The sequence below is a fragment of the Chitinophaga barathri genome (assembly GCF_003807585.1).
GTDB lineage: Bacteria > Bacteroidota > Bacteroidia > Chitinophagales > Chitinophagaceae > Chitinophaga > Chitinophaga barathri.
Window position 1 is genome coordinate 88,703 of sequence record NZ_RMBX01000007.1, and the last position, 21,187, is coordinate 109,889.

18 protein-coding genes are annotated in these 21,187 nt (G+C 51.4%); 14 read left to right on the forward strand and 4 right to left on the reverse strand.

All coding sequences use genetic code 11. The annotated features are described in order from the left end of the window. Positions 1-563 precede the first annotated feature (563 nt). Positions 564-1,031, forward strand: coding sequence for an Lrp/AsnC ligand binding domain-containing protein (locus EG028_RS13805; RefSeq protein WP_109695159.1), 468 nt, complete (start codon positions 564-566; stop codon positions 1,029-1,031). A 98-nt stretch (positions 1,032-1,129) separates the two neighbouring features. On the opposite strand, the gene EG028_RS13810 is transcribed toward EG028_RS13805, so the two are convergent. Beyond that, a complete protein-coding gene (locus tag EG028_RS13810) occupies positions 1,130-2,176 on the reverse strand; it encodes a tryptophan 2,3-dioxygenase family protein (RefSeq protein WP_120517271.1) in 1,047 nt (348 codons plus the stop codon). Positions 2,177-2,305: 129 nt separating this feature from the next. After that, positions 2,306-3,091 (reverse strand): SDR family oxidoreductase, encoded by a 786-nt coding sequence (locus tag EG028_RS13815; protein WP_120517359.1) that lies wholly within the window; start codon positions 3,089-3,091, stop codon positions 2,306-2,308. Between the two features lie 172 nt (positions 3,092-3,263). On the opposite strand from EG028_RS13815, the gene EG028_RS13820 reads away from it, so the two are divergent. The 11 genes from EG028_RS13820 (at position 3,264) to EG028_RS13870 (ending at position 16,563) form a co-directional block, all read left to right on the forward strand. After that, a complete protein-coding gene (locus EG028_RS13820; protein ID WP_120517270.1) occupies positions 3,264-3,983 on the forward strand; it encodes a DUF4290 domain-containing protein in 720 nt (239 codons plus the stop codon). Then, a complete protein-coding gene (gene murA / locus EG028_RS13825; RefSeq protein ID WP_120517269.1) occupies positions 3,984-5,294 on the forward strand; it encodes a UDP-N-acetylglucosamine 1-carboxyvinyltransferase in 1,311 nt (436 codons plus the stop codon). 8 nt (positions 5,295-5,302) lie between these two features. Next, positions 5,303-5,869, forward strand: coding sequence for a guanylate kinase (gene gmk / locus EG028_RS13830; RefSeq protein WP_120517268.1), 567 nt, complete (start codon positions 5,303-5,305; stop codon positions 5,867-5,869). A 121-nt stretch (positions 5,870-5,990) separates the two neighbouring features. Further along, complete coding sequence (locus EG028_RS13835; RefSeq protein WP_120517267.1) at positions 5,991-7,259, forward strand: hemolysin family protein; 1,269 nt, start codon at positions 5,991-5,993, stop codon at positions 7,257-7,259. 635 nt (positions 7,260-7,894) lie between these two features. Next, entirely contained in the window at positions 7,895-8,740 is an 846-nt protein-coding gene (gene tatC, locus EG028_RS13840) for a twin-arginine translocase subunit TatC (protein WP_120517266.1), read from the forward strand. 40 nt (positions 8,741-8,780) lie between these two features. Next, on the forward strand, positions 8,781-9,239 hold the full coding sequence (rpiB, locus tag EG028_RS13845) for a ribose 5-phosphate isomerase B (RefSeq protein ID WP_120517265.1): 459 nt from the start codon (positions 8,781-8,783) through the stop codon (positions 9,237-9,239). Between the two features lie 200 nt (positions 9,240-9,439). After that, positions 9,440-10,996: a M28 family peptidase gene (locus EG028_RS13850; RefSeq protein ID WP_120517264.1), complete on the forward strand. Its 1,557-nt coding sequence runs from the start codon at positions 9,440-9,442 to the stop codon at positions 10,994-10,996. Between the two features lie 149 nt (positions 10,997-11,145). After that, the gene (locus EG028_RS13855) at positions 11,146-13,473 is read left to right on the forward strand and encodes an ATP-dependent helicase (RefSeq protein ID WP_120517263.1); all 2,328 of its coding nucleotides are present in this window, start codon (positions 11,146-11,148) and stop codon (positions 13,471-13,473) included. Between the two features lie 63 nt (positions 13,474-13,536). Further along, complete coding sequence (locus EG028_RS13860) at positions 13,537-13,998, forward strand: regulatory protein RecX (protein WP_120517262.1); 462 nt, start codon at positions 13,537-13,539, stop codon at positions 13,996-13,998. A 73-nt stretch (positions 13,999-14,071) separates the two neighbouring features. After that, positions 14,072-14,863 (forward strand): amidohydrolase, encoded by a 792-nt coding sequence (locus EG028_RS13865; protein WP_120517261.1) that lies wholly within the window; start codon positions 14,072-14,074, stop codon positions 14,861-14,863. A gap of 32 nt (positions 14,864-14,895) precedes the next feature. Next, positions 14,896-16,563: an ArnT family glycosyltransferase gene (locus tag EG028_RS13870; RefSeq protein ID WP_120517260.1), complete on the forward strand. Its 1,668-nt coding sequence runs from the start codon at positions 14,896-14,898 to the stop codon at positions 16,561-16,563. 171 nt (positions 16,564-16,734) lie between these two features. Here the strand turns inward: EG028_RS13870 and thiL are convergent, their stop codons facing one another. Next, positions 16,735-17,763, reverse strand: a complete 1,029-nt coding sequence (gene thiL, locus EG028_RS13875; protein WP_120517259.1) for a thiamine-phosphate kinase — start codon at positions 17,761-17,763, stop codon at positions 16,735-16,737. A gap of 6 nt (positions 17,764-17,769) precedes the next feature. After that, positions 17,770-18,537, reverse strand: coding sequence for an inositol monophosphatase family protein (locus EG028_RS13880; protein WP_120517258.1), 768 nt, complete (start codon positions 18,535-18,537; stop codon positions 17,770-17,772). Positions 18,538-18,623: 86 nt separating this feature from the next. On the opposite strand from EG028_RS13880, the gene EG028_RS13885 reads away from it, so the two are divergent. Next, positions 18,624-20,165 carry a GH3 family domain-containing protein gene (locus EG028_RS13885; protein ID WP_120517257.1) on the forward strand — a complete coding sequence of 514 codons (1,542 nt, stop codon included), beginning with the start codon at positions 18,624-18,626 and terminating at the stop codon, positions 20,163-20,165. Between the two features lie 14 nt (positions 20,166-20,179). After that, complete coding sequence (locus EG028_RS13890; protein WP_120517256.1) at positions 20,180-20,818, forward strand: LysE family translocator; 639 nt, start codon at positions 20,180-20,182, stop codon at positions 20,816-20,818. Positions 20,819-21,187: the final 369 nt, after the last annotated feature.

Here is a 21,187-nt window from a genome sequence, read left to right on the forward strand (position 1 = left end):
GGATATCTATGGGACATATATGCCTTATCCCTACTCTAGCATAGTACTATGGCCACTTTGCAGCAATTCTAAGATAAAAGTAAGAGGAAGGAGGTGTGGAAGGGGGTGTAAAAGGTGGTCTAAAGGTCCGCTCAAAGCGGATGCAAGGCATGAGTTGGGGCTAAATTTGCCCGGCCGGGCAAAAAAAAAGCGTACAAGTATCAAACTTATACGCTTCTTTTGCTGTAGGAGTAGGATTCGAACCTACACGAGGCAGTTAGCCATAGCACAAATAAGATTAGTGGTCAACCCATTACGCTACGTTTATCCCGTTATCCTCACCCCCGAGACGAGAGGGCATGTCTGCCAATTCCATCACCCCACAAAGTTGGAATTCCACGGATGCGGCAACCTCTTTTAAGCTGCTTTTCCACCCGGATTGGAATGGTTGTTTTCAACGATTATGATGCAAATCTAAAGAGAGAGGGTATTTTTTGCAAATATTTTAATAGAAATTTTGGAAATTTCGATATTTTTTAAATATTTGCATGTAAGTTTAAAACATTCAAAAACAATTTGTCAAAATGAGCCACAATTTGAATATTGACAAACTGGACCTACAGATCATCAGCGAGATGATGTCTAACGCTGAAATCTCCTATGCAGACCTTGGAAAGAAACTCTTTGTTTCAGGGGGTACGATCCACGTACGCATGAAAAAACTGCAGGAGCTGGGTATAGTTAAAGGTACAAGATTACATGTAGATTTAAAAATGATCGGCTATGATGTGATCGCCTTTATCGGGATTTTCCTCGAAAAAAGCTCCCTTTATGATTCAGTAGCCAAGGAATTGCGTAAAATGCCAGAGATCGTAAGGCTCAACTATACTACCGGCAGTTACAGCATGTTCGCGGAGATCATTTGTAAAGACATTACCTCGCTTCGCCGTGTACTGCACGACGAACTGCAGAAGATCAAAGGGATTGAACGCACCGAAACATTTATTTCGCTTGAAGAAAGTTTTACGCGTACCATCAATGTCGTTGAGTAACAGGTACAGTTCCACAGTTATGAGCAAAGACAAAAAGGATGGCGGCTTCCGCCACCCTTTTTGCCGTTTTTGGGCCTGACTATTTGCAGCAGTATTTTTTATTGAAAACCGAGCCGCTGCCCCATTTCATGGCTCAGCACAGGCAGCTTTCTCCGCTCAATCAGGAAACTGGTGAGCCGCGCTATTTCCGCGAAGATGAAATGTTTGTCCAGCGCGCCTTTCAGGTAGTCTTTCCCCGTGCTGCCTCCCGTGCCGATGCGGGAGCCGATCATCCTGTGCACCATACTCATGTGGCGGTAACGCCAGGTGCTGAGCTGTTCGTCAATTTCCAGCAGGCTGTTCAGCACCTGGAAAGGCAGCTGCAGCAATGGATAACCGCGGTAAAGCATGATGAACAGGGCCGCGCGGCAGGCTTTCGGGGAAAGGTTCCTTTCGCCCCCCGCGTTCGCGTCCGCAAATACGGTGTTGAAATATTCCCGGTTGTCTTTCTCCGCCTCCGCGAGGCCGCCGCTGTACAGCTGCCGGTAATCCTGCCAGAAGATATGCTCCGGGCCCGCTTCCACGGGCGTTACGGCTTTGTAGTTCGTCCAGTTGCCGGGCTCTTCAAAGAAGGGCATTCTTTCCAGCCATTCGTTCAGCAGGGTGAGGATGCTTTTTTCATTTTCCGCTTTGCGGATGATGTCTATCTTGTCCTGCTTCAGCTGCGAGATGTAATACTCCTGCCCGAAACGCTGCTTGTATTGCAGGCCCAGCCTTGCTTCCAGCGCCTTGAACTGCCAGCTCTGGAACCCGGATGCCGGGCGCAGCATATCGCGGAAATCGAGGAAGTCCATGGGCGTCATGGTTTCCATCACGTCTATCTGGTGTACCAGTAACTTCAGGATCGTGACCATCCGCGAGAGGCGGTGCACAACGGTTTGCAGTTCCGGGGAATTGTCGTTCACAGCGGGTTTGCTCATGATCTCCGCAACGGAATCCACTTCGTACAGCAGTTGTTTGAACCATAGTTCATACGCCTGGTGGATGATGATAAAAAGCATTTCGTCGTGCGCGGGAAGCTGATGTTTGTCGCTTTCCGGGAACTGGGCGTTCAGGATGTTCTCCAGTTGTAAATAGTCGCCGTATTGCACATTCGTATTCGTCATGTGATTAAAGTAATGGGTAAGGTGATACAATAGGCCCTTTGGGGCCGCCTAAAAATTAATAACGGACGGGAATGTGCTCAGGTTGGGCTTTTGATGATATTCTTCCAGATATTCATGTGGCGGGTGAATTTAGAGGGAGGGAGTTTTGCCGCCATCTACCGGCAGGTTGATACCGGTGATGTAAGAAGCGGCGGGTGAAGCGAGAAAAGCCACGGCTGCGCCAAATTCCGCCGGGTCGCCAAAACGCTGCATGGGTATTTCCAGCCGCCATTCTTCCGCGACGGATTCCACGGGCACGCCCCGCATTTCCGCATTGGTCTTAAAGATGCTGCGCAGGCGGTCTGTTGTCATGGAGCCGGGCAACACATTGTTCACCGTGATGCCGAAAGGCGCCAGTTCGGTTGCCAGGGTTTTGGCCCAGCTGGCCACGGCGGCACGGATGGTATTGGACACGCCCAGGTTCTTCAGCGGTGTTTTTACCGAAGTGGAGATCACCTGGATGATCCGGCCGTAGCCGCTGGCTTTCATGCCGGGCTCCACAGCCTGGGCCAGTATCTGGTTGCACACCACGTGCATTTCGAAGGCTTTTATAAAAGCGCCGCCTTCGGCTGCAAGGATGGGGCCGCCGGAAGGACCGCCGGTATTGTTGACAAGAATGTGCACGATCTGCCCGTCTGTAATGGCCTGGATAGTGGCTTTTACATTTTCGGGTTTGTTAAAATCGGTGACAAAGTAATTGTGCCGCTGGCCCTGCGTGGTATCCAGTGACGCGACGGCCGCCGAGAGGCTTTGTTCGTTGCGCGCCAGCAGGATGCAGGAAGCGCCCAGCAGGGCGAGTTCTTTGGCGGAAGCCAGCCCCAGGCCCTGGGATGCTCCGCATATCACGGCGGTTTTACCTGTCAGCGAAAGATTCATGCCGTAAAAGTAAGGAATCGGGCGTTGTAAGAATGCAGCGTAAAGATTTTTCATTAAGTTTGCATGAGCTTGACTGCACACATAGCCGTTCCGCACCCGGGTTTTTTTGTTACTTCGCGGATGAACGGCTGGTAATCAATCACTTTTTACGGATTTTACTTAAATTACAGCAATGGAATATAATACCGCCCGCAACCATCTGATCATGCGCGAGTATGGAAGAAATGTACAGCGGATGATCGAACACATCCTGACCATTAAGGACCGCGAGCATCGCCAGCAACAGGTAATGGCCGTGATAGAGCTGATGGGCACCCTTCAGCCGCATCTCCGCAATGTGGAAGATTTCAGGCATAAGCTGTGGGACCACCTTTTCCTCGTTTCTGACTTTAAGCTGGACGTGGATTCTCCCTATCCGATCCCCACGCGCGAAACCCTGCGCGCGAAACCTGACCGCCTGCCCTATCCCAAAAAATACCCGCGCAACCGCCACTTCGGCAAAAACCTGGAAATGGTGATAGACAAGGCCATCGCGGAAGACAATCCCGAGATGAAGGAAGGTTTTACCCAGGTGATCGGCAACTACATGAAGCTGGCTTACAGCAACTGGCATAAAGAAAGCGTACACGACGATGCGATCAAAGGAGAGCTGGGCGCTATCACCGGCGGAAAGCTGCAATACCAGCCGGGCCTGAGCAGCGCCAGCAGCAACGCCATTCCCGTAAACGCCCCTTCGTTCAACAACTACGCAGGCGAGCAGCAGCAGTTCCGGTCCGGCGGTTCCGGCCAGGGCGGCGGCAGCCAGAAACGCAAAGCGTATCAGCAGAACAAGTTCAAGCAGAACCCGGGAAAAAGCAATAAACACAACAAACACAACAAAAACAGGAAATAAGTGAGCAGCGCTTTCGAAGTACGAGGCGGCAACCGCCTGAAAGGAGAAATTATACCGCAGGGAGCAAAGAACGAAGCATTACAGATCATCAGCGCGGTACTTTTAACACCTGAAAAAGTAACCATCAGCAATATCCCGGACATCCTGGATGTAAACCTGCTGATAGAGCTTCTGGGGGACATCGGGGTGAAGGTGAACCGCGTAAGCCGCGCCACCTGCGAGTTTCAAGCCGATGACATCGATTTTGTATACCTCGAAAGCCCGGAATTCAAAAAGAAATCAGGCCGCCTGCGCGGTTCCGTTATGATGGCGGGGCCCCTGCTCGCAAGGTTCGGCAAAGCATACATCCCCAAACCGGGCGGCGATAAGATCGGCCGCCGCAGGCTGGACACACACGTGATCGGCTTCGAAAAACTGGGGGCAGCCTTCGTGTACGATACGGACGACAATTACTTCCGCCTTGAGGCCAAAACCGGTCTTAAAGGTACTTATATGCTGCTGGACGAACCTTCAGTGACCGGCACGGCAAACATCGTGATGGCCGCCGTGCTCGCACAGGGCGTTACCACTATTTACAACGCAGCCTGCGAGCCTTACCTGCAGCAGCTTTGCAAAATGCTCAACAGCATGGGAGCAAAGATCACCGGCGTTGGCTCCAACATGCTCAACATCGAAGGCGTGAGCGGCCTGAAAGGCTGCAGCCACGCCATGCTGCCGGATATGATCGAGATCGGCTCCTTCATTGGCCTTGCCGCCATGACGCAGAGCGAGATCACCATCAAAGACGCAGGCATACAGCACCTGGGCGTGATCCCTGAAAAGTTCCGCCAGCTGGGCATCCAGCTGGAGATCAGGGGAGATGATATTTACATCCCCGCGCAGGACAGCTACGAGATCCAGACATTTATCGACGGCTCCATTTTAACCATATACGACAATCCCTGGCCCGGCTTTACGCCGGACCTGCTGAGCATTGTGCTGGTAGTGGCCACACAGGCCAAAGGCAGCGTGCTCATTCACCAGAAGATGTTCGAGAGCAGGCTGTTCTTTGTGGACAAGCTGATAGACATGGGCGCGCAAATCATCCTCTGCGACCCGCACCGTGCGGCCGTGATCGGCCTCGGAAGACAACATCAGCTCAGGGGCATCACGATGAGCAGCCCGGACATCAGGGCGGGGGTATCCTTGCTGATCGCAGCGCTGAGCGCGGAAGGCAAGAGCACGATCCATAATATCGACCAGATCGACCGCGGTTATCAGTACATTGATGAACGCCTGCGGAACCTGGGAGCAGACATCAAGCGCGTGTAAATCATAACATGTCATCACACAAGATCATTATCGTTACCGCGCCTTCGGGGGCAGGTAAGACTACCATTGTAAAAAGGCTGCTGGGCGAAATGCCACAGCTGGCCTTTTCCATTTCCGCCGCCACCCGTTCCCCCAGGGAATGCGAAGTGCACGGAAAGGATTATTATTTCATGAGCCCGGAGGAGTTTCAGCAGCATATCGAGCAGAACGATTTTGCCGAATACGAAATGGTATATGCCGGGAAGTATTACGGTACGCTGAAAAGCGAGCTGGAACGCATCTGGGGCAATGAACAATACCCGATGGTGGATATAGACGTAAAAGGGGCGCTCAGCATCCGGGAGAAATACCATGGCAAGGCGCTCACTATCTTTATCCAGCCCCCTTCCCTGGACGCACTCCGCGTCCGGCTGAGCGAAAGGGGCACGGAAACCCAGTCCTCCCTGGACGAAAGGTTGGGCAAAGCCCGCTACGAACTGTCATTTGCCCGGGAATTTGATCACATTGTGGTGAACGAGGACCTGGAAAAGGCATATGCCGAGGTAAAGGCGATCGTGGAGAATTTCCTGGACTGATTGGCCGGGATTTTGAGAGGGATGCCGGTAACTGACCCCGCCGGAGAACATTCCGGGGCTGACGAGCGTTATTGATCAGTTGGCCGCGCGGGCTTTGAGCTAATTTCATATCTTTGTTTGGATGGATATTTATACGATTGTTTTACTGGTTATAGTGATCCTTGTGGCTGGCTTCTTTGCCGGTATGGAAACCGCTTTCGCCAACGTGAACAGGCTGAGTATCGAACTGAAGAAAAAACAGGGCCGGGCTACCGGCAAGATACTTTCCGGCTTTAACGAACACCCCGCCCGCTTCCTGGCCACCAGCCTCATCGGCCTCACCATCAGCATCGTGATCTACAGTATGCTGGTAGCCGGCTGGATAGATTCGCTCTGGGCAATGGTGGTACCGCCGGCTACCCTGGAAAATATCGTGGTGGTAACGCTGCTCGTGGAAATACTGGTAGCCACGCTGCTGATGCTTTTCTTCGGGTTCTTTATTCCCCGAAGCATTTTCCGCTCCCGCCCCGAAGCCCTGCTGGGTTTCTTCGCACTGCCCATTTCCGTGCTTTCCAAGCCGCTGTATATACTTGGCAACCTGCTGGAGTCCGTTTCCGAATGGATACTGAAATACCTGTTCAACGTGCGTATTACGGAGAATAAAAGCTCCTTTGCCCGCGTGGATGTCGAATATTTTACCCGCCAGAGCCAGCAGCACATGGGCGAAGGCCAGGAGCTGAACACCGAGCTGTTCGAGAACGCCCTGAGCCTGGTGCACGTAAAGATCAGGGGCTGCCTCATCCCCCGTAAGGAGATCGAAGCGCTGGACATCAACAGCAGTATCATCGACGCCAGAAAAAAATTTATTGATACAAAACTCTCCAAGGTCATCATCTTCGAAAATAATATTGACAATATTCTCGGATATGTGCACCAGCTGGATATGTTCAAGAACCCGCCTGAGATCCGTTCCGTGATCCACCCCATCCTGGCCGTGCCCGAAACGATGAGCGCGATAGACCTGTTGAGCAAGTTCAACAAAGAGCGCCGCAGCATCGCCTGGGTAGTGGATGAGTTTGGCGGCACGGCCGGCATTGTGACTATCGAAGACGTGCTGGAAGAAATATTCGGCGACATCAAAGACGAACATGATGTAGAAGAATTCGTGGAGAAACAGATCGCGGAAAAAGAGTACATCTTTTCCGGCAGGCTGGAACTGGATTATCTGAACGAGCGCTACGGCTTCGATTTCCCGGAAGATGAGAGCGAAACCTTGTCCGGGTATATCATCTCCCATTACGAAACGATCCCGCGGCTGAAGGAGCGTATCATCATCGATGACTATGAGTTTGACATCCTTAGCGTGACGGATACGAGGATAGAAATGGTGAAAATGAAGATCCTGAACTAATGATTCCGGCGCGAAAATTGCTATAAATATCAGGTGCAGAATGAAACCTGTAAACCAATAAAAAAGGGGATCAGGATAAGAAAAAAAGGAATTAAGCGTTTACAGCCTGTAAAACAGCATTTTAAGGAAATAGCTATTTAGAAATTATTTTTTTGTATAATATTAGTCTTGCTAAATCGTTTTTGATAAGAGTAGTAGTAAATTAACACGAATTGAATTAACATAGGTGCTGATACGTAACACAATAATTTGATTTTTGTTAAAAGGTTGTAAAAAACTTTGTTGTAACATTGATAATACGATATTTCTTTCTATTTTTGTTTTAGAAATTTAAAAGCTCTGTAACGGTTATAACTTATATCTGATAGCTTGCCATAAAGGAATGAGTTATTTCATAACAGTAGCGAATAAAGACATTCTCGAATTCAACTTTTTTGGGGTTAACAAACAATGGATGAAAGGCCGGCTCTTGATTCTTCTCGGGCTGGCTCTTTTTTTTTAAGGATAATTTAAGCCCCGCTTCCTCCCCTTCATTATTTTCCTCCTTTTTTTATTCTTAACTTGTCCCGTTTTTAGACTAGACTATTCACCGGGCACACGTTATATTTGTGCTCCCTGATTTTTATAAAGCGCACATGTTAAAGAAGCTATTTTCGAATAATGAGGACAAGGCAGAGATGTCGTTTTTTGATCACCTGGAAGAACTCAGGTGGCATCTGGTGCGATCTGCCGCAGCCATCGTGTTGTTAAGTATTTTTGGGTTCGTGTTTACGGACTGGATCCTCACCAATGTGATCTTCGGGCCCACACAGGCTTCTTTCCCGACATATAAGTGGCTCTGCAGTGCAAGCCATGCACTGGGCCTGGGAGACAAGATGTGTATCGTACCGCCCAAAATTCAATTCCAGAATACCAAACTTGCCGGGCAGATCACGCTGCAGTTCAAACTGGCGTTTATTCTCGGCATTATCGGCGCTTTCCCTTACATCTGCTGGGAATTCTGGCGTTTTGTGCGCCCCGCGCTGAAAGACAATGAAGCCAAAGGTTCCCAGGGCGTCATCTTCTGGGTGAGCCTGCAGTTCCTGATGGGTATCGCTTTCAGCTACTTCCTGATCGCACCGTTCATGATCAACTTCCTGGCCAGCTACACCGTGTCCGAAGTGATCAAAAACGACTTCTTCATCGACGATTATTTCGCCCTCATGTCCCAGATCATCCTGGGTATGGGCGCTCTCTTCGAAATGCCTATCCTGGTGTATTTCCTCACCAAGCTCGGCCTGCTCACGCCTACTTTCATGCGCACGTACCGCCGCCACGCCGTGGTGGTGATCCTCATCCTGGCGGCCATCATTACCCCGCCCGATGTATTAGACCAATTGCTGGTTTTCGTACCTTTATACCTGCTGTATGAAGTAAGTATCGCCATCTCCGCGAGAACGTACAGGAAGATGGAAAAGACTGAGGCGGAAGAATGGAGCTGATAGTAGTTTTTAAAAGCGTGAACAAATTAAAAAGCAGGTTATGGAACAACTGACATTTAACCCCGCATTACCCGTAGCGATCGGTTCCGACCACGCGGGGTTTGAATATAAAGAAGAAGTGATCTCTTACCTTGAAGGTAAAGGCATCGCGGTAGAAGATTTCGGAACACACTCGCCGGACTCGGTGGATTACCCCGATTTCGCGCACCCCGTAGCCAGCGCCGTGGAAGCCGGCACGCATACCTTCGGCATATTGATCTGCGGCAGCGCAAACGGTGTGGCCATCACGGCGAACAAACACCAGGGCATCCGCGCGGCCATCTGCTGGGGTGATGAACTGGCCCGTCTTGCCCGCAGTCACAACAATGCGAACGTGCTCTGCATTCCCGCAAGATTTGTGGACCAGGCCACCGCGAAAGAGATGGTTGACATCTTTGTGGAAACCCCCTTTGAAGGAGGCCGCCATGAAAGCAGGGTGAAAAAGATCGCCTGCGTATAAACGAAGATATTATAACGTAAAAGGCTGTTTCCGATGGAACAGCCTTTTTTGTAAAATACCCGCCGCACGCGGATCGTAGGAAAACACCTGTAATCCTGTGCCTGAGGACCGGCCGCAGCAGGGCAAAAGAGTGCCTGCTTTTGATGAGTGGTAGCGCTTACAACAACTGTAAACCTTAATTTTAGAGATAAACACAACCAATGAAAAAACTCCCGCTACTGGCATCTATGCTGGCCGTAGGAACCGTAGCCTGCGCGCAGGTGGCCAAAAAACCGGCGAAGCCGGCAGCGTCCACCCCGTACGCAAACGGCATCACCGCGGCGGACCTCAAAAAACACCTCTACATCATTGCCGGCGACGAAATGGAAGGCCGTGAAACCGGCAAACCCGGCCAGTACAAAGCCGCCAAATATATCGCCGAACAGTTCAAACGCGTGGGCCTTCAGCCCGGCGGAAAGGACGGGCAGTGGGAGCAACCCTTCAGCCTGTTCCAGGATACGCTTACCCGCAGCAGCATCACTGCCGGCGGCAAAACGTATGAGTTCGGCAACGGCTTTTACAGCGCTCTCCGTGAAACCGTGAACCAGACGCTTGGGCAGACCGCGGTGGTATACGCCGGTTACGGCATCACCCACGAAGCGCAGGACAGCTACAAAGACCTTGACCTGAATGATAAGATCGTGATCGTCGCGGATGGTGAGCCCATGAACGCGGAAGGCAAACCGCTGATCCCCCGGCAGGAAGGCCAACAGGGCCTCCAGCTGAAAGACAAGCTGCGCGCTGCTGCAAACAAAGGTGCAAGGGCAGTGTTCCTGGTATCCGACAGGGTACCGGCCATGGGCCGTGCCGGAGACAGGCTGCGCCGTACCGGCCTGTATTTCGAAACGATGACGACCATGGAATTTATTCCCAACGCATATTTTATTTCCCCGGACCTGGCCTCCGCCATACTGGGCAAGCCCTGGTCCGAACTGGCCGCCAGCCTCAAAGCAGGCAGGCAGGAAGCCGCCACGGGACAGGTGTCCGAACTGGTGTTTGAAAAAGGAAAGAACGAGATCAAATCCAGCAACGTGCTGGGGATACTTCCCGGAACGGATAAAAAAGACGAATACCTGTTCATCACCGCTCACTACGACCACATCGGCATCATCGGCGGCAAAGTGCACAACGGCGCGGATGATGACGGCTCCGGCACAGTGGCGGTCATAGAGATGGCGGAAGCTTTTATGAAAGCTAAAAAGGCCGGTAAAGGCCCGCGCCGCAGCATCGTATTCATGACCGTAGCCGGTGAGGAAAAAGGCCTGCTGGGCTCCCGTTATTATACAGACAACCCGATCTACCCGCTCCAGGAAACCGTGGCGGACCTGAACATCGATATGATCGGGCGTATAGACGCGGACCATAAAAAAGACAGCAATTACGTGTACATCATCGGTGACGACAAGCTCAGCTCAGACATGCGCCCCATCAGCGAAGCCGCTAATGAACAAACAAAACTGAAGCTGGATTACCGCTACAACGACCCGAACGATCCGAACCGGTTCTACTACCGCTCCGACCATTACATGTTCGCGCAACATAAAATTCCCATCATTTTCTACTTCAACGGCGTGCACCCGGACTATCACGGCGAAGGTGACGAGCCGCACAAGATCAGCTACGGGCTGCTGGCCAAACGCGCACAGCTGGTGTTTCACACCGCCTGGAGCATTGCCAACAGGGACGACCGCCCGAAGGTGGACCGGAACGAAAAATAAAAACATTAAAAAAAGAGGCTGCGAAGCCTCTTTTTTTATGCCGTAATGCCTGGGAAAACAGCTTAGCGCAGTGTTCACACTGAGTTATCCACCTAATTTCGCAGTCCGCCGCTCAAATCGTACTTTTACAGCCTGCAAAAAATCCATTAATGAAGGCAAACTATTTAGACGATCTGAATGAGCGGCAGCGGGAAGCTGTCATCTCCCTGCAAGGGCCATTAATGATCATTGCGGGTGCGGGTTCAGGTAAAACGAAGGTACTGACGACCAGGATAGCCCACCTCATGCGCAACGGGGTGGATGCTTTTAACATATTAGCACTCACCTTTACCAATAAGGCGGCCAAGGAAATGAAAGAAAGGGTGGAAAAGATACTCGGCGGAAACGAAGCCCGCAATCTTTACATCGGTACTTTCCACTCCGTGTTTGCCCGCCTGCTGCGCAGCGATGCGCCCAAGCTGGGCTACCCCAGCGACTTTACCATTTACGATTCGGACGATGCCAAAAGCGTGGTGAAAACCATCGTGAACGAGCTGAACCTGGACGATAAACATTACAAGCCGAACCTCGTATACAACCGCATCTCCGCAGCCAAAAACAGCCTGATGGGCCCGGAAGCCTACCAGCAGGATTATTACATCCAGCAGGAAGACCAGCGGGCCAGCCGCCCGCTCACGGGGAAGATCTACGACATGTACGCCAAACGCTGCTTCAAGAACGGCGCCATGGACTTTGACGACCTGCTCTTCAAGATGTACGTGCTGCTGAAAAGTTTCCCCGATGTACTGGCCAAGTACCAGCACAAGTTCAAATACATCATGATCGATGAGTACCAGGATACGAACCCCGCGCAGTACGAGATCGTGAAGCTGCTGGGCGCGGTGCATGAGAACATCTGCGTGGTGGGAGACGATGCGCAGAGTATCTACTCCTTCCGCGGCGCCACCATTCAGAACATCCTCCAGTTCGAAAAGGATTACGATGATGTGAAAGTGGTGAAGCTGGAGCAGAACTACCGCTCCACCAAAAGCATCCTGAACGTGGCGAACGAGGTGATCGCGAAGAATAAAGGGCAGATCGAAAAGAACCTCTGGACGGACAATGCCGAAGGTGAAAAGATCAAACTGATCCGTACCAATACGGACAACGAAGAAGGCAAGACCGTAGCCGATACCATCGCTGAGCAGAAGCTCCGCAACCACTACAGCAACCGCGATTTCTGCATACTGTACCGTACCAACGCACAGAGCCGTGCATTTGAGGAAAGCCTCCGCAGGATGGCCATCCCGTACAGGATCTACGGCGGCCTGTCTTTTTATCAAAGGAAAGAGATCAAGGACTTCATCGCTTACCTGCGCGTGGTGATGAACTCCCGCGACGAAGAAGCGATCAAACGTGTCATCAACTACCCCGTGCGCGGTATTGGTAAAACCACGGTAGAGAAAGTATCCATTTATGCGAATGACCAGAATATCACGTTCTGGGAAGTGCTGGAAAGAGCGAAGGAATTCGGGTTCAAAGCCGGCACACTGGAAGCGATAGACGGTTTTGTGACCATGATCAAGAGCTTCCGCATCATGCTGGAGAAACACAATGCCTACGAAGTAGCCGTGCAGGTAGGTAAAAGCACGAACATTGTAAAAGAACTGTTCAACGACAAAACCACCGAAGGTCTTGCCCGTTACGAGAACATCCAGGAGTTGCTGAACTCCATCAAGGAATTCACCGAAACCCCCACGGAAGACGGCGAATTGCTGGACAATAAAACCCTTGGCGTGTACCTGCAGCAGATCACACTGCTCACGGATGCGGACAATACCAACGACGAAAACAGCGATGTGGTGAAACTGATGACCATTCACGCGGCAAAAGGACTGGAATTCCCGGTGGTGTTCACGGTGGGGATGGAAGAAAGCCTTTTCCCCAGCGGCATGTCCATCAATTCCCGCGAGGAGCTGGAAGAAGAAAGACGTTTGTTCTACGTAGCGGTAACCCGCGCCAAAGCCCGCCTGTTCCTCACTTATGCGAACAGTCGTTACCGTTTTGGCCAGTTGCAGCAGAACGAGCCAAGCCGTTTCCTGGAAGAAGTGCCTGAGCAGATGCTGGACCGCAGCTATGCCGGCGGCGGTCTCCGCAACTCCGGCAGCCTTGGCGGCGGGGCTTCATGGGGCAATATGTTCGAGAAACGTAAAACGGCAGCGCCTTCACAAGGCCCCACCCCGGTAAGGACCGCGGCGGCAAGACCTACCTCGGGCCCGGTGAGCAATCATACGCCCACGCCAGGGTTTACGGCGGACGATCCCTCCGGCATGGAGCCCGGTATGGATGTGGAGCACCAGAAGTTCGGTTTCGGGAAGATACTGAGCATGGAAGGCGCGCCCAACAACCGCATTGCCACGGTGATGTTCCCGAAAGGCGGCGGCGAAAAGAAGATCATGTTGAACTACGCCAAACTGATGATCGTAAGACAACAATAAGTATAACTATTTACGGGGGCTGACTGAAGTAATATTTGGTCAGCCCTTTTTATATTCGTGACGATGAGCAGCAGCGATATCATAAAACTCCGCCACTATTGCGCCTACCAGGAGCGCTGCCATATGGAAGTGCGGGAAAAGTGCCGCGAGCTGAAGCTGTATGGCGAAGAAGCGGAGGAAGCCATTGCTCACCTGGTGACGGAAGGTTTCCTGAACGAGGAACGGTATGCCAAAGCTTTTGCCGGCGGCAAATTCAGGATGCAGCAATGGGGTAAAAAAAAGATCCGGCTTGCCCTGAAACAAAAACAGATCTCCGATTACTGCATCCGTAAAGGATTGGCGGAGATAGACCCCGAAGCGTACGGCCAAACCCTGCTGAACCTCGCGGAACGGAAATACAATTCCCTGCACGGCGAACAATACCTGAAACGCCAGTACAAGACCCTTCAATACCTGCTGCAAAAAGGCTTTGAACAGGAGTTTGCACGCGATGCGATTGAACAAATCGCAAAAAAAGAGGATTAATAAGGGAAATATTTAAAACTTTCTAAGCTCTGGCATCGTAAATTTGGAGTCGTTTTGTAGTAATCTGAATAATATGTCTGATTTAACGGTTTCGCTCATCCAGGCGAATTTGTATTGGGAAGATAAAGCGGCCAACCTGGCCATGTTCGATCAAAAGATCGATTCCATCAAAGAAAGGACGGAAGTGATCGTATTACCTGAAATGTTCAGTACCGGCTTCAGCATGCAGAGCGAACGCCTGGCCGAAACCATGGATGGCAGCGCTGTACAGTGGATGAAAGCCAAGGCGAAACAGAAAAACGTCATCATCACCGGCAGCCTCATCATCGAGGAGAACGGCGAATATTTTAACCGCCTCATCTGGATGCTTCCCAACGGGCAGTTTGGCATCTACAACAAACGCCACCGCTTTGGATTTGCCGGAGAAGAGGACCACTATTCAGCCGGGGACAAACGCCTCATCGCACAGGTGAAAGGCTGGAAAATAAATCTCACTATCTGCTACGACCTGCGATTCCCCGTGTGGAGCCGCAACAACATACAGGAAAACGGAGAGCCGGCTTACGACGTGCTCATCAACGTAGCCAACTGGCCCGAGCGCCGCAGCACGCCCTGGAAAGCTTTACTCCAGGCAAGAGCGATCGAAAACCAGTGTTATATGATCGGGGTGAACCGTGTGGGCAACGATGGCAACGACATCTATCACAGCGGCGATAGCAGCCTCATAGACCCTGTAGGGGAGATCATTTACCGCAAGGAGCACGAGGAGGACGTATTCACCTACACCCTTTCCCGCCAGCACCTGGACGACCTGCGCGCCCGCTTCCCCTTTATGAAGGATGCGGACCGGTTTATGATCCTGTAATTTAAACGGGAACTTACCTAACTTCGCGGGCTATGATCCGCTTTTTTACCAAAGATCAATATAAGAACGGGGTACTGGCCATCTGGGTCATACTCGCGCTGTTCCAGGCCGGCTTCACCCAGCTGATGGACGATGAGGCGTATTATTGGGTATACTCCCGCCACCTGGACTGGGGGTATTTCGACCATCCGCCGATGATCGCACTGCTGATCAAAGCCGGGTACGCGCTGTTTCATAACGAGCTGGGCGTAAGGCTGGGCATGGTGGCGCTGAACCTGGGCACGCTCATCCTCACGGACAAACTTATTCCCCAGAAAGATAACCGTGTGTTTTATCTCCTCCTGGCCGGTATGGGTGCCATGCAGCTGGGCGGTATGCTGGCGGTGCCCGATCTGCCGCTGATCTTTTTTGCCACCCTGTATTTTTATATCTATCGCGGTTTCCTGGAGTCGCAGAGCTGGAAAAACACTTTGCTGCTGGGCCTCAGCATGGCCCTGATGTTCTACAGCAAATATCATGGCATCCTGCTGGTGTTCTTTACCGTGCTCAGCAACCTTTCCCTGCTCAGGCTTTACCGTTTCTGGATAGCTGTATTCATTACAACGGCGCTGTTTTTCCCGCACCTGTACTGGCAGTACTCGCACAACTTCCCTTCTTTGCAATACCATCTCGTGGAACGCAATTCCAACCGTTACCATTACACCCATACGCTGGACTATGTAACGGGGCAGATATTGCTTTTCGGCCCGCTGGTGGGCTGGCTGATATTGTATTACGCTTTCCGTACACCGGTGGTGAGCACCTTTGAGCGCGCATTGAAATTCAGCCTGGTGGGCGTGCTGGTGTTTTTCCTGTTCAGCACCTTCAAAGGCCGTGTGGAGGCGAACTGGACGGTGATGATATTCACCCCCATGTTCATACTGGCGCACCAGGGTATTGTACGGCAGGGTTATTCAGCGAAGATATTCCAATACACCTGGGCGGCGTCCCTGCTGCTGGTGTGTGTGACGCGTGTGTACATGATCTGGGATTTTATGCCCGGTGTACCTGTGCGCCCGGAGATCCATCACAACCGGGAATGGACAAACGTTATCGAACAGCAGGCGAATGGAAGGCCGGTCGTGTTCCTCAACAGTTACCAGCGCCCCTCCAAATACATGTTTTATACGGGTCATGAAGCGTATAGCCTCAATACCATTCCTTCCCGCAGGAGCCAGTATAATTTCTGGCATACGGAAGAAGACCTGTGGGGGAAAGAAGTCTTAATGAGTGCGCCGGATGCTTATTATTTTTCGGGAGCAGACAGTATCGGTACTTCACAGGGCGATTTTTTTAACCGTCCCGAAATGGCGTATTATTCTTATTCCCTTATCCAGCTGGAGACGGCGGAGAAAGCGGTCGCTGTGAAAACGGGCGGATCGGTGATGCTGCGTTTTGGCGTGAAGAACGGGTATAATGTTCCCGTAAAAATGAAAGACGCGGAAGGCCCGCTGGTAGGGTATCTCATCTGGAACAAAGATGACTACCGGCAATCCGGTTATTCGTTGCGGCTGGCGGATGTGCTGAAAAAAGACAGTGTGGACATCACTATCCAGGCGCCGCCGGTGGCTGGTGAATATAAGCTGAAGATGGGGATACAGGCGCCCGCTGTGCCGGATCCCACGCACAACAGCCAGGTGATAAAATTAAAAGTGGAATAACGAATCTCCGTCATTGCGAGAAGCAGCGAGGCCTTTGTGCAGGAGCCGCGACGAAGCAATCTCCTGATATTGGAGTGTTTCAATTCAGCCCGGGAGATTGCTTCGGCGCCCCTCCCGCTTTGGCGCTGCTGCTCCTCGCAATGACGGCCTTTTTCTATAATAATAGTTTCCTTATTTAAAAGCATTCCATCCTTGGGCGGTGATCTGGTGTTTGTTCCCGCTTCTTGTAATGATGTGCGAACCCTGGTCTGCTTCGGTGATATAACCGATCACGGCAATTTCTTCATTCAGCGTGATCTTGTCATAATCTTCCTGTTTCATGGTGAACAGCAGCTCGTAGTCCTCGCCGCCGCTGAGTGCGCAGGCGGTAGGATCAAGGCCGAACTGCATGGCCATGCTGCGGCTCTGGTCGTGGATGGGCAATTTTTCTTCGTAAAGCACACAGCCTACGTTGCTTTGTTTGCAGATGTGCAGTATCTCCGAGCTGAGACCGTCGCTTACGTCCATCATGGAAGTGGGGCGGATCTCTTTTTCAGCTAAAAATTCGATGATATCCTGGCGGGCTTCGGGCTTCAGCTGGCGGCCGATGATATAGGTCTGGTTTTCCAGGTCCGGCTGTACTTTCGGATTTTCCAGGAAGATCTGTTTTTCCCTTTCCAGCAGGGTGAGGCCGAGGTAAGCGGCGCCGAGATCGCCGGAAACGCAGAGCAGGTCGCCTTTCTGGGCGGTGGAGCGTTTCACGTACTGGTCCGGGGCTACTTCGCCGATAGCGGTTACGCTGATCACAAAACCTTTTTTGCTGGAAGAGGTATCTCCGCCGATGAGGTCTACTTTATACCGTTCGCAGGCGGCGTACACGCCTTCGTAGAATTCGTTGAGGGCTTCCAGCGAAAAGCGGTTGGAGAATGCCAGGCTCATGGTGATGTGCGTGGGCACGGCGTTCATAGCGTAGATGTCGGACAGGTTCACGACCACCGATTTGTACCCGAGATGTTTCAGCGGGGTATACATCAGGTCGAAGTGAATGCCTTCCACCAGCATATCGGTGGAGATCACGGTTTGTTTGCCAAAGTGATCTATCACGGCGGCATCGTCTCCCACGCCCAGGATGGTGCCGGCGTTGTGGAGCTCTATATTCCGGGTGAGGTATTCGATCAGGCCGAATTCCCCGAGGTTTTCTATTTCTGTTCTTTCTTCCATGTATAATTAAATACTGTTGATCTCTTTCAGCAGGTCGTTATGAATATGGCCGTTGGTGGCCAGTATCTGTTTCTGGTAAGGGGAATAGGTTTTGCCTGAAAAATCGGTCACTTTACCGCCCGCTTCCTGTACAATGAGGAATCCGGCGGCGGAATCCCAGGCGTTCAGGTGATGTTCCCAGAACCCGTCGAAGCGGCCGCAGGCCACCCAGCAGAGGTCTATGGCGGCGGAGCCGAGGCGGCGCACCGGCAGGCCCTGCCTGATAAACCGCTGGAGTACATCCAGGGGGTTGGCGGTGGATTCGTACTGGTAGGCAAAACCTGTCACCAGGCAGGCATTGGCCATGTTTGTTTTGGTGGATACACTGATCCTTTTATCGTTCAACGTAGCGCCAAAGCCTTTCTGGGCAAAAAACAGCTCATTCATCAACGGATTGTACACCGCGCCGAGGATCATCTCCCCGTCCTGCTCCACCCCGACGCTCACACAACAGATGGGGATGCCATGGGCAAAATTGACCGTGCCGTCTATCGGGTCTATGATCCATTTGATGGTGGAACTGGTGGTGATGGCGCCAATTTCTTCGCTGAGTATCTGGTGATCCGGGAAATCGGCCTGGATCGTCTGAATAATTGCTGCTTCCGCCTTTTTATCCGCCTCCGTTACAAGGTCGTTCACCGAACTTTTATGGGAAACTGTGAAAGTACCGTTAAAATATTCCTGTAAAACTTTTGCACCGGCTTGCGTAGCTTTGAGTAACGTAGATTTTAACATGGCGCAAAGGTACGAAGTGTGCGCAACTTCCCCTGATTTACGCACGAATTAAGTATTTTTGCTTTTTATAACTAGAATCGCACTTAATGGCCATAATAGGTAATCTGATATCCAGATCACTTCGAATTCGGAAACAGTTCACGTTCAAGCTGGGAACGCCGCGCCAGTACCAGTTACAGGTACTGCGCAGGTTGATGGAAAAAGCCAAACACACACAGTTTGGCGAGCATTACGGGTATGAGCAGATACTGAACTCCCCCAACTGGGTTGCCCAGTTCCGGCAGAAGGTACCTGTGCATAACTACAACAAAATGCATAAAGAATGGTGGTACAAATGCCTGGAAGGTACCCCCAACGTGAGCTGGCCTGAAAAGATCAAGTATTTCGCCCTCAGTTCCGGCACCTCGGAATCGGCGAGCAAACACATCCCTGTAACCCGGGATATGCTCAAGACCGTGAAAAAGGTGGGCGTGAAACAACTATATTCCATGGCGAACTTCAACGTTCCGCCTAAATCCTTCACCAAAGGCATCCTGATGCTCGGTGGCACCACCTCCCTCTTCGAAAAAGGCGACTATTACGAAGGGGACATGAGCGGCATCCAGGCTAAAAACATTCCTAAATGGTTCCGCCGCTTTTACAAGCCCGGCGGCAGCATTTCCCGGAAACCCAATTGGGAACAGCGTATCAAACTGATCGTGCGCAAGGCCCCGCAGTGGGACGTAGGCACCGTGTGCGGCGTGCCCGCCTGGGTACAGATCGTACTGGAAGAGATCATCAAATACCACAACGTCAAAAACATCCATGAGATCTGGCCGAACCTGGCTATTTACATCCATGGCGGCGTGAGCTTTGAGCCTTACCGGGACAGTTTCCAGAAGCTGCTGGGCAAACCCATCACCTTTATCGAAACTTATATGGCCTCCGAAGGTTCCTTCGGCTTCCAGGCCAGGCCGGGCGTAAAAGGCATCAAACTGGTGCTGAACGCCGGGATCTTCTACGAATTCATTCCGTTCAACGAGGAGAATTTTGACGCGGACGGGGAGTTTAAACCCAATCCCAAGTCTTATATGATCCATGAAGTGGTGGAAGACGTGGAATACGCCGTGATGCTGAGCACCTGTGCCGGCGCCTGGCGTTACCTGATCGGGGACGTGGTGAAGTTCACCTCCGTAAAAGAACATGAGATCACTATCGTGGGCCGTACCAAGCAGTTCCTCAGCCTGGCGGGAGAGCACATGAGCGTGGATAATATGAATAAGGCGATAGATAATGTGCAGAAGAAACTGGGGATCAACATCCGTGAGTTTACCGTGGCCGGCTTCGGATACGAAAACCTGTTTGCCCACCGCTGGTACATTGGCACGGAAGCGCCGAACGTGGACGTTGCCCGGGTGCGCGAGATCATAGACCAGACGCTCAGCGAGGTGAATGACGACTATGCCGTGGAGCGTACCTCCGCATTAAAAGAAATTTTTGTCGAAATATTGCCGAACGAGGTATTCATTGATTACCTGCGTTGCAAAGGCAAAGAAGGAGCCATGAACAAGTTCCCCCGTGTATTGAAAGGCGAGAAGCTGAAGGACTGGGAGCAATTTCTTACCACCAAAGCAGGCGTGAAAGCCTAACCACGATTGAATTCATGATTGCAGCTGTTATCGCAGGATTGTTGCTGGGAATGTTTTTGTCTGTATCCGTAGGCCCGGTGATTTTTGCTATCATCAAATATAGCATCAGTAACGGCTTCAGGGCCGGCATCAGCTTTGCCATGGGCGTATCCGCCAGCGACATCATGTTCGTACTGCTAGGGAACCTTGCCACTTCTTTTATCAGCAATCTTAGTGAACATACCCGTATTATCGGCATCACCGGCGGTATTTTGCTCATCGTGATGGGCGTGTACGGCCTGGTTTTTAAGCAGGTAAAGATCGTAACAGGCGATGAACGGCCGGAAATGTTCAGCACCCGCGATTACGCAAAGATCTGGCTGGGCGGTTTCCTGATGAACACGCTGAACCCCGGTGTGATCATCTTCTGGCTGGGCGTGTGCGTGGCCAATGCGCCCACTACTATCACCCACCGGGCGATCATGTACAGCATCTGCCTGCTGTTCGTACTGTCGGCGGATATCCTGAAGGTGTTCGTCTCGGACAAGATCAGGCATAAGCTCACGCTTACGAACGTGATCTGGCTGAACCGCATCGCCGGGGTGTGTATGATCGTTTTTGGATTGGCGTTGCTGTACCAGGTGTGGTTTGGGGGCGGGGAGTTTTCACATTAGTCTATTAACCAGAACCGTATATTTAATTGCAGGAAAGAGGAGGCAGATGGCCTTCTCTTTTTGTTTACAGTAAGGTGTAAAACATTGTTTATCAATCCGCATGTACAGCTATTCTGCCTGCACTGGTCTTATTTTACCATTGTATCTTCATTATCGGGAACTTATAGGAAACCTATACCAGCATTGAAGGAGAGGCGGAGGTGAGGTGGAGATGAGGTGGACTTGATCCGGACTTGATGTGGGGTAAAAAAGTATAAGTCAGGAAATTCAATGGGAATATAATTAAAGACATAGCATTAAACCTACAAGCATAATTTAAAGCTATAGCTTTAATTACATCCTTTTGGATAGACCTAAAATGAAAATCCC

Coding starts and splice junctions, on each gene's coding strand:
- EG028_RS13805 (WP_109695159.1), top strand. CDS start 564: ATGAGCCACAATTTGAATATTGACAAACTGGACCTACAGATCATCAGC.
- EG028_RS13810 (WP_120517271.1), bottom strand. CDS start 2,176: ATGACGAATACGAATGTGCAATACGGCGACTATTTACAACTGGAGAAC.
- EG028_RS13815 (WP_120517359.1), bottom strand. CDS start 3,091: ATGAATCTTTCGCTGACAGGTAAAACCGCCGTGATATGCGGAGCATCC.
- EG028_RS13820 (WP_120517270.1), top strand. CDS start 3,264: ATGGAATATAATACCGCCCGCAACCATCTGATCATGCGCGAGTATGGA.
- gmk (WP_120517268.1), top strand. CDS start 5,303: ATGTCATCACACAAGATCATTATCGTTACCGCGCCTTCGGGGGCAGGT.
- EG028_RS13835 (WP_120517267.1), top strand. CDS start 5,991: ATGGATATTTATACGATTGTTTTACTGGTTATAGTGATCCTTGTGGCT.
- tatC (WP_120517266.1), top strand. CDS start 7,895: ATGTTAAAGAAGCTATTTTCGAATAATGAGGACAAGGCAGAGATGTCG.
- rpiB (WP_120517265.1), top strand. CDS start 8,781: ATGGAACAACTGACATTTAACCCCGCATTACCCGTAGCGATCGGTTCC.
- EG028_RS13850 (WP_120517264.1), top strand. CDS start 9,440: ATGAAAAAACTCCCGCTACTGGCATCTATGCTGGCCGTAGGAACCGTA.
- EG028_RS13855 (WP_120517263.1), top strand. CDS start 11,146: ATGAAGGCAAACTATTTAGACGATCTGAATGAGCGGCAGCGGGAAGCT.
- EG028_RS13860 (WP_120517262.1), top strand. CDS start 13,537: ATGAGCAGCAGCGATATCATAAAACTCCGCCACTATTGCGCCTACCAG.
- EG028_RS13865 (WP_120517261.1), top strand. CDS start 14,072: ATGTCTGATTTAACGGTTTCGCTCATCCAGGCGAATTTGTATTGGGAA.
- EG028_RS13870 (WP_120517260.1), top strand. CDS start 14,896: ATGATCCGCTTTTTTACCAAAGATCAATATAAGAACGGGGTACTGGCC.
- thiL (WP_120517259.1), bottom strand. CDS start 17,763: ATGGAAGAAAGAACAGAAATAGAAAACCTCGGGGAATTCGGCCTGATC.
- EG028_RS13880 (WP_120517258.1), bottom strand. CDS start 18,537: ATGTTAAAATCTACGTTACTCAAAGCTACGCAAGCCGGTGCAAAAGTT.
- EG028_RS13885 (WP_120517257.1), top strand. CDS start 18,624: ATGGCCATAATAGGTAATCTGATATCCAGATCACTTCGAATTCGGAAA.
- EG028_RS13890 (WP_120517256.1), top strand. CDS start 20,180: ATGATTGCAGCTGTTATCGCAGGATTGTTGCTGGGAATGTTTTTGTCT.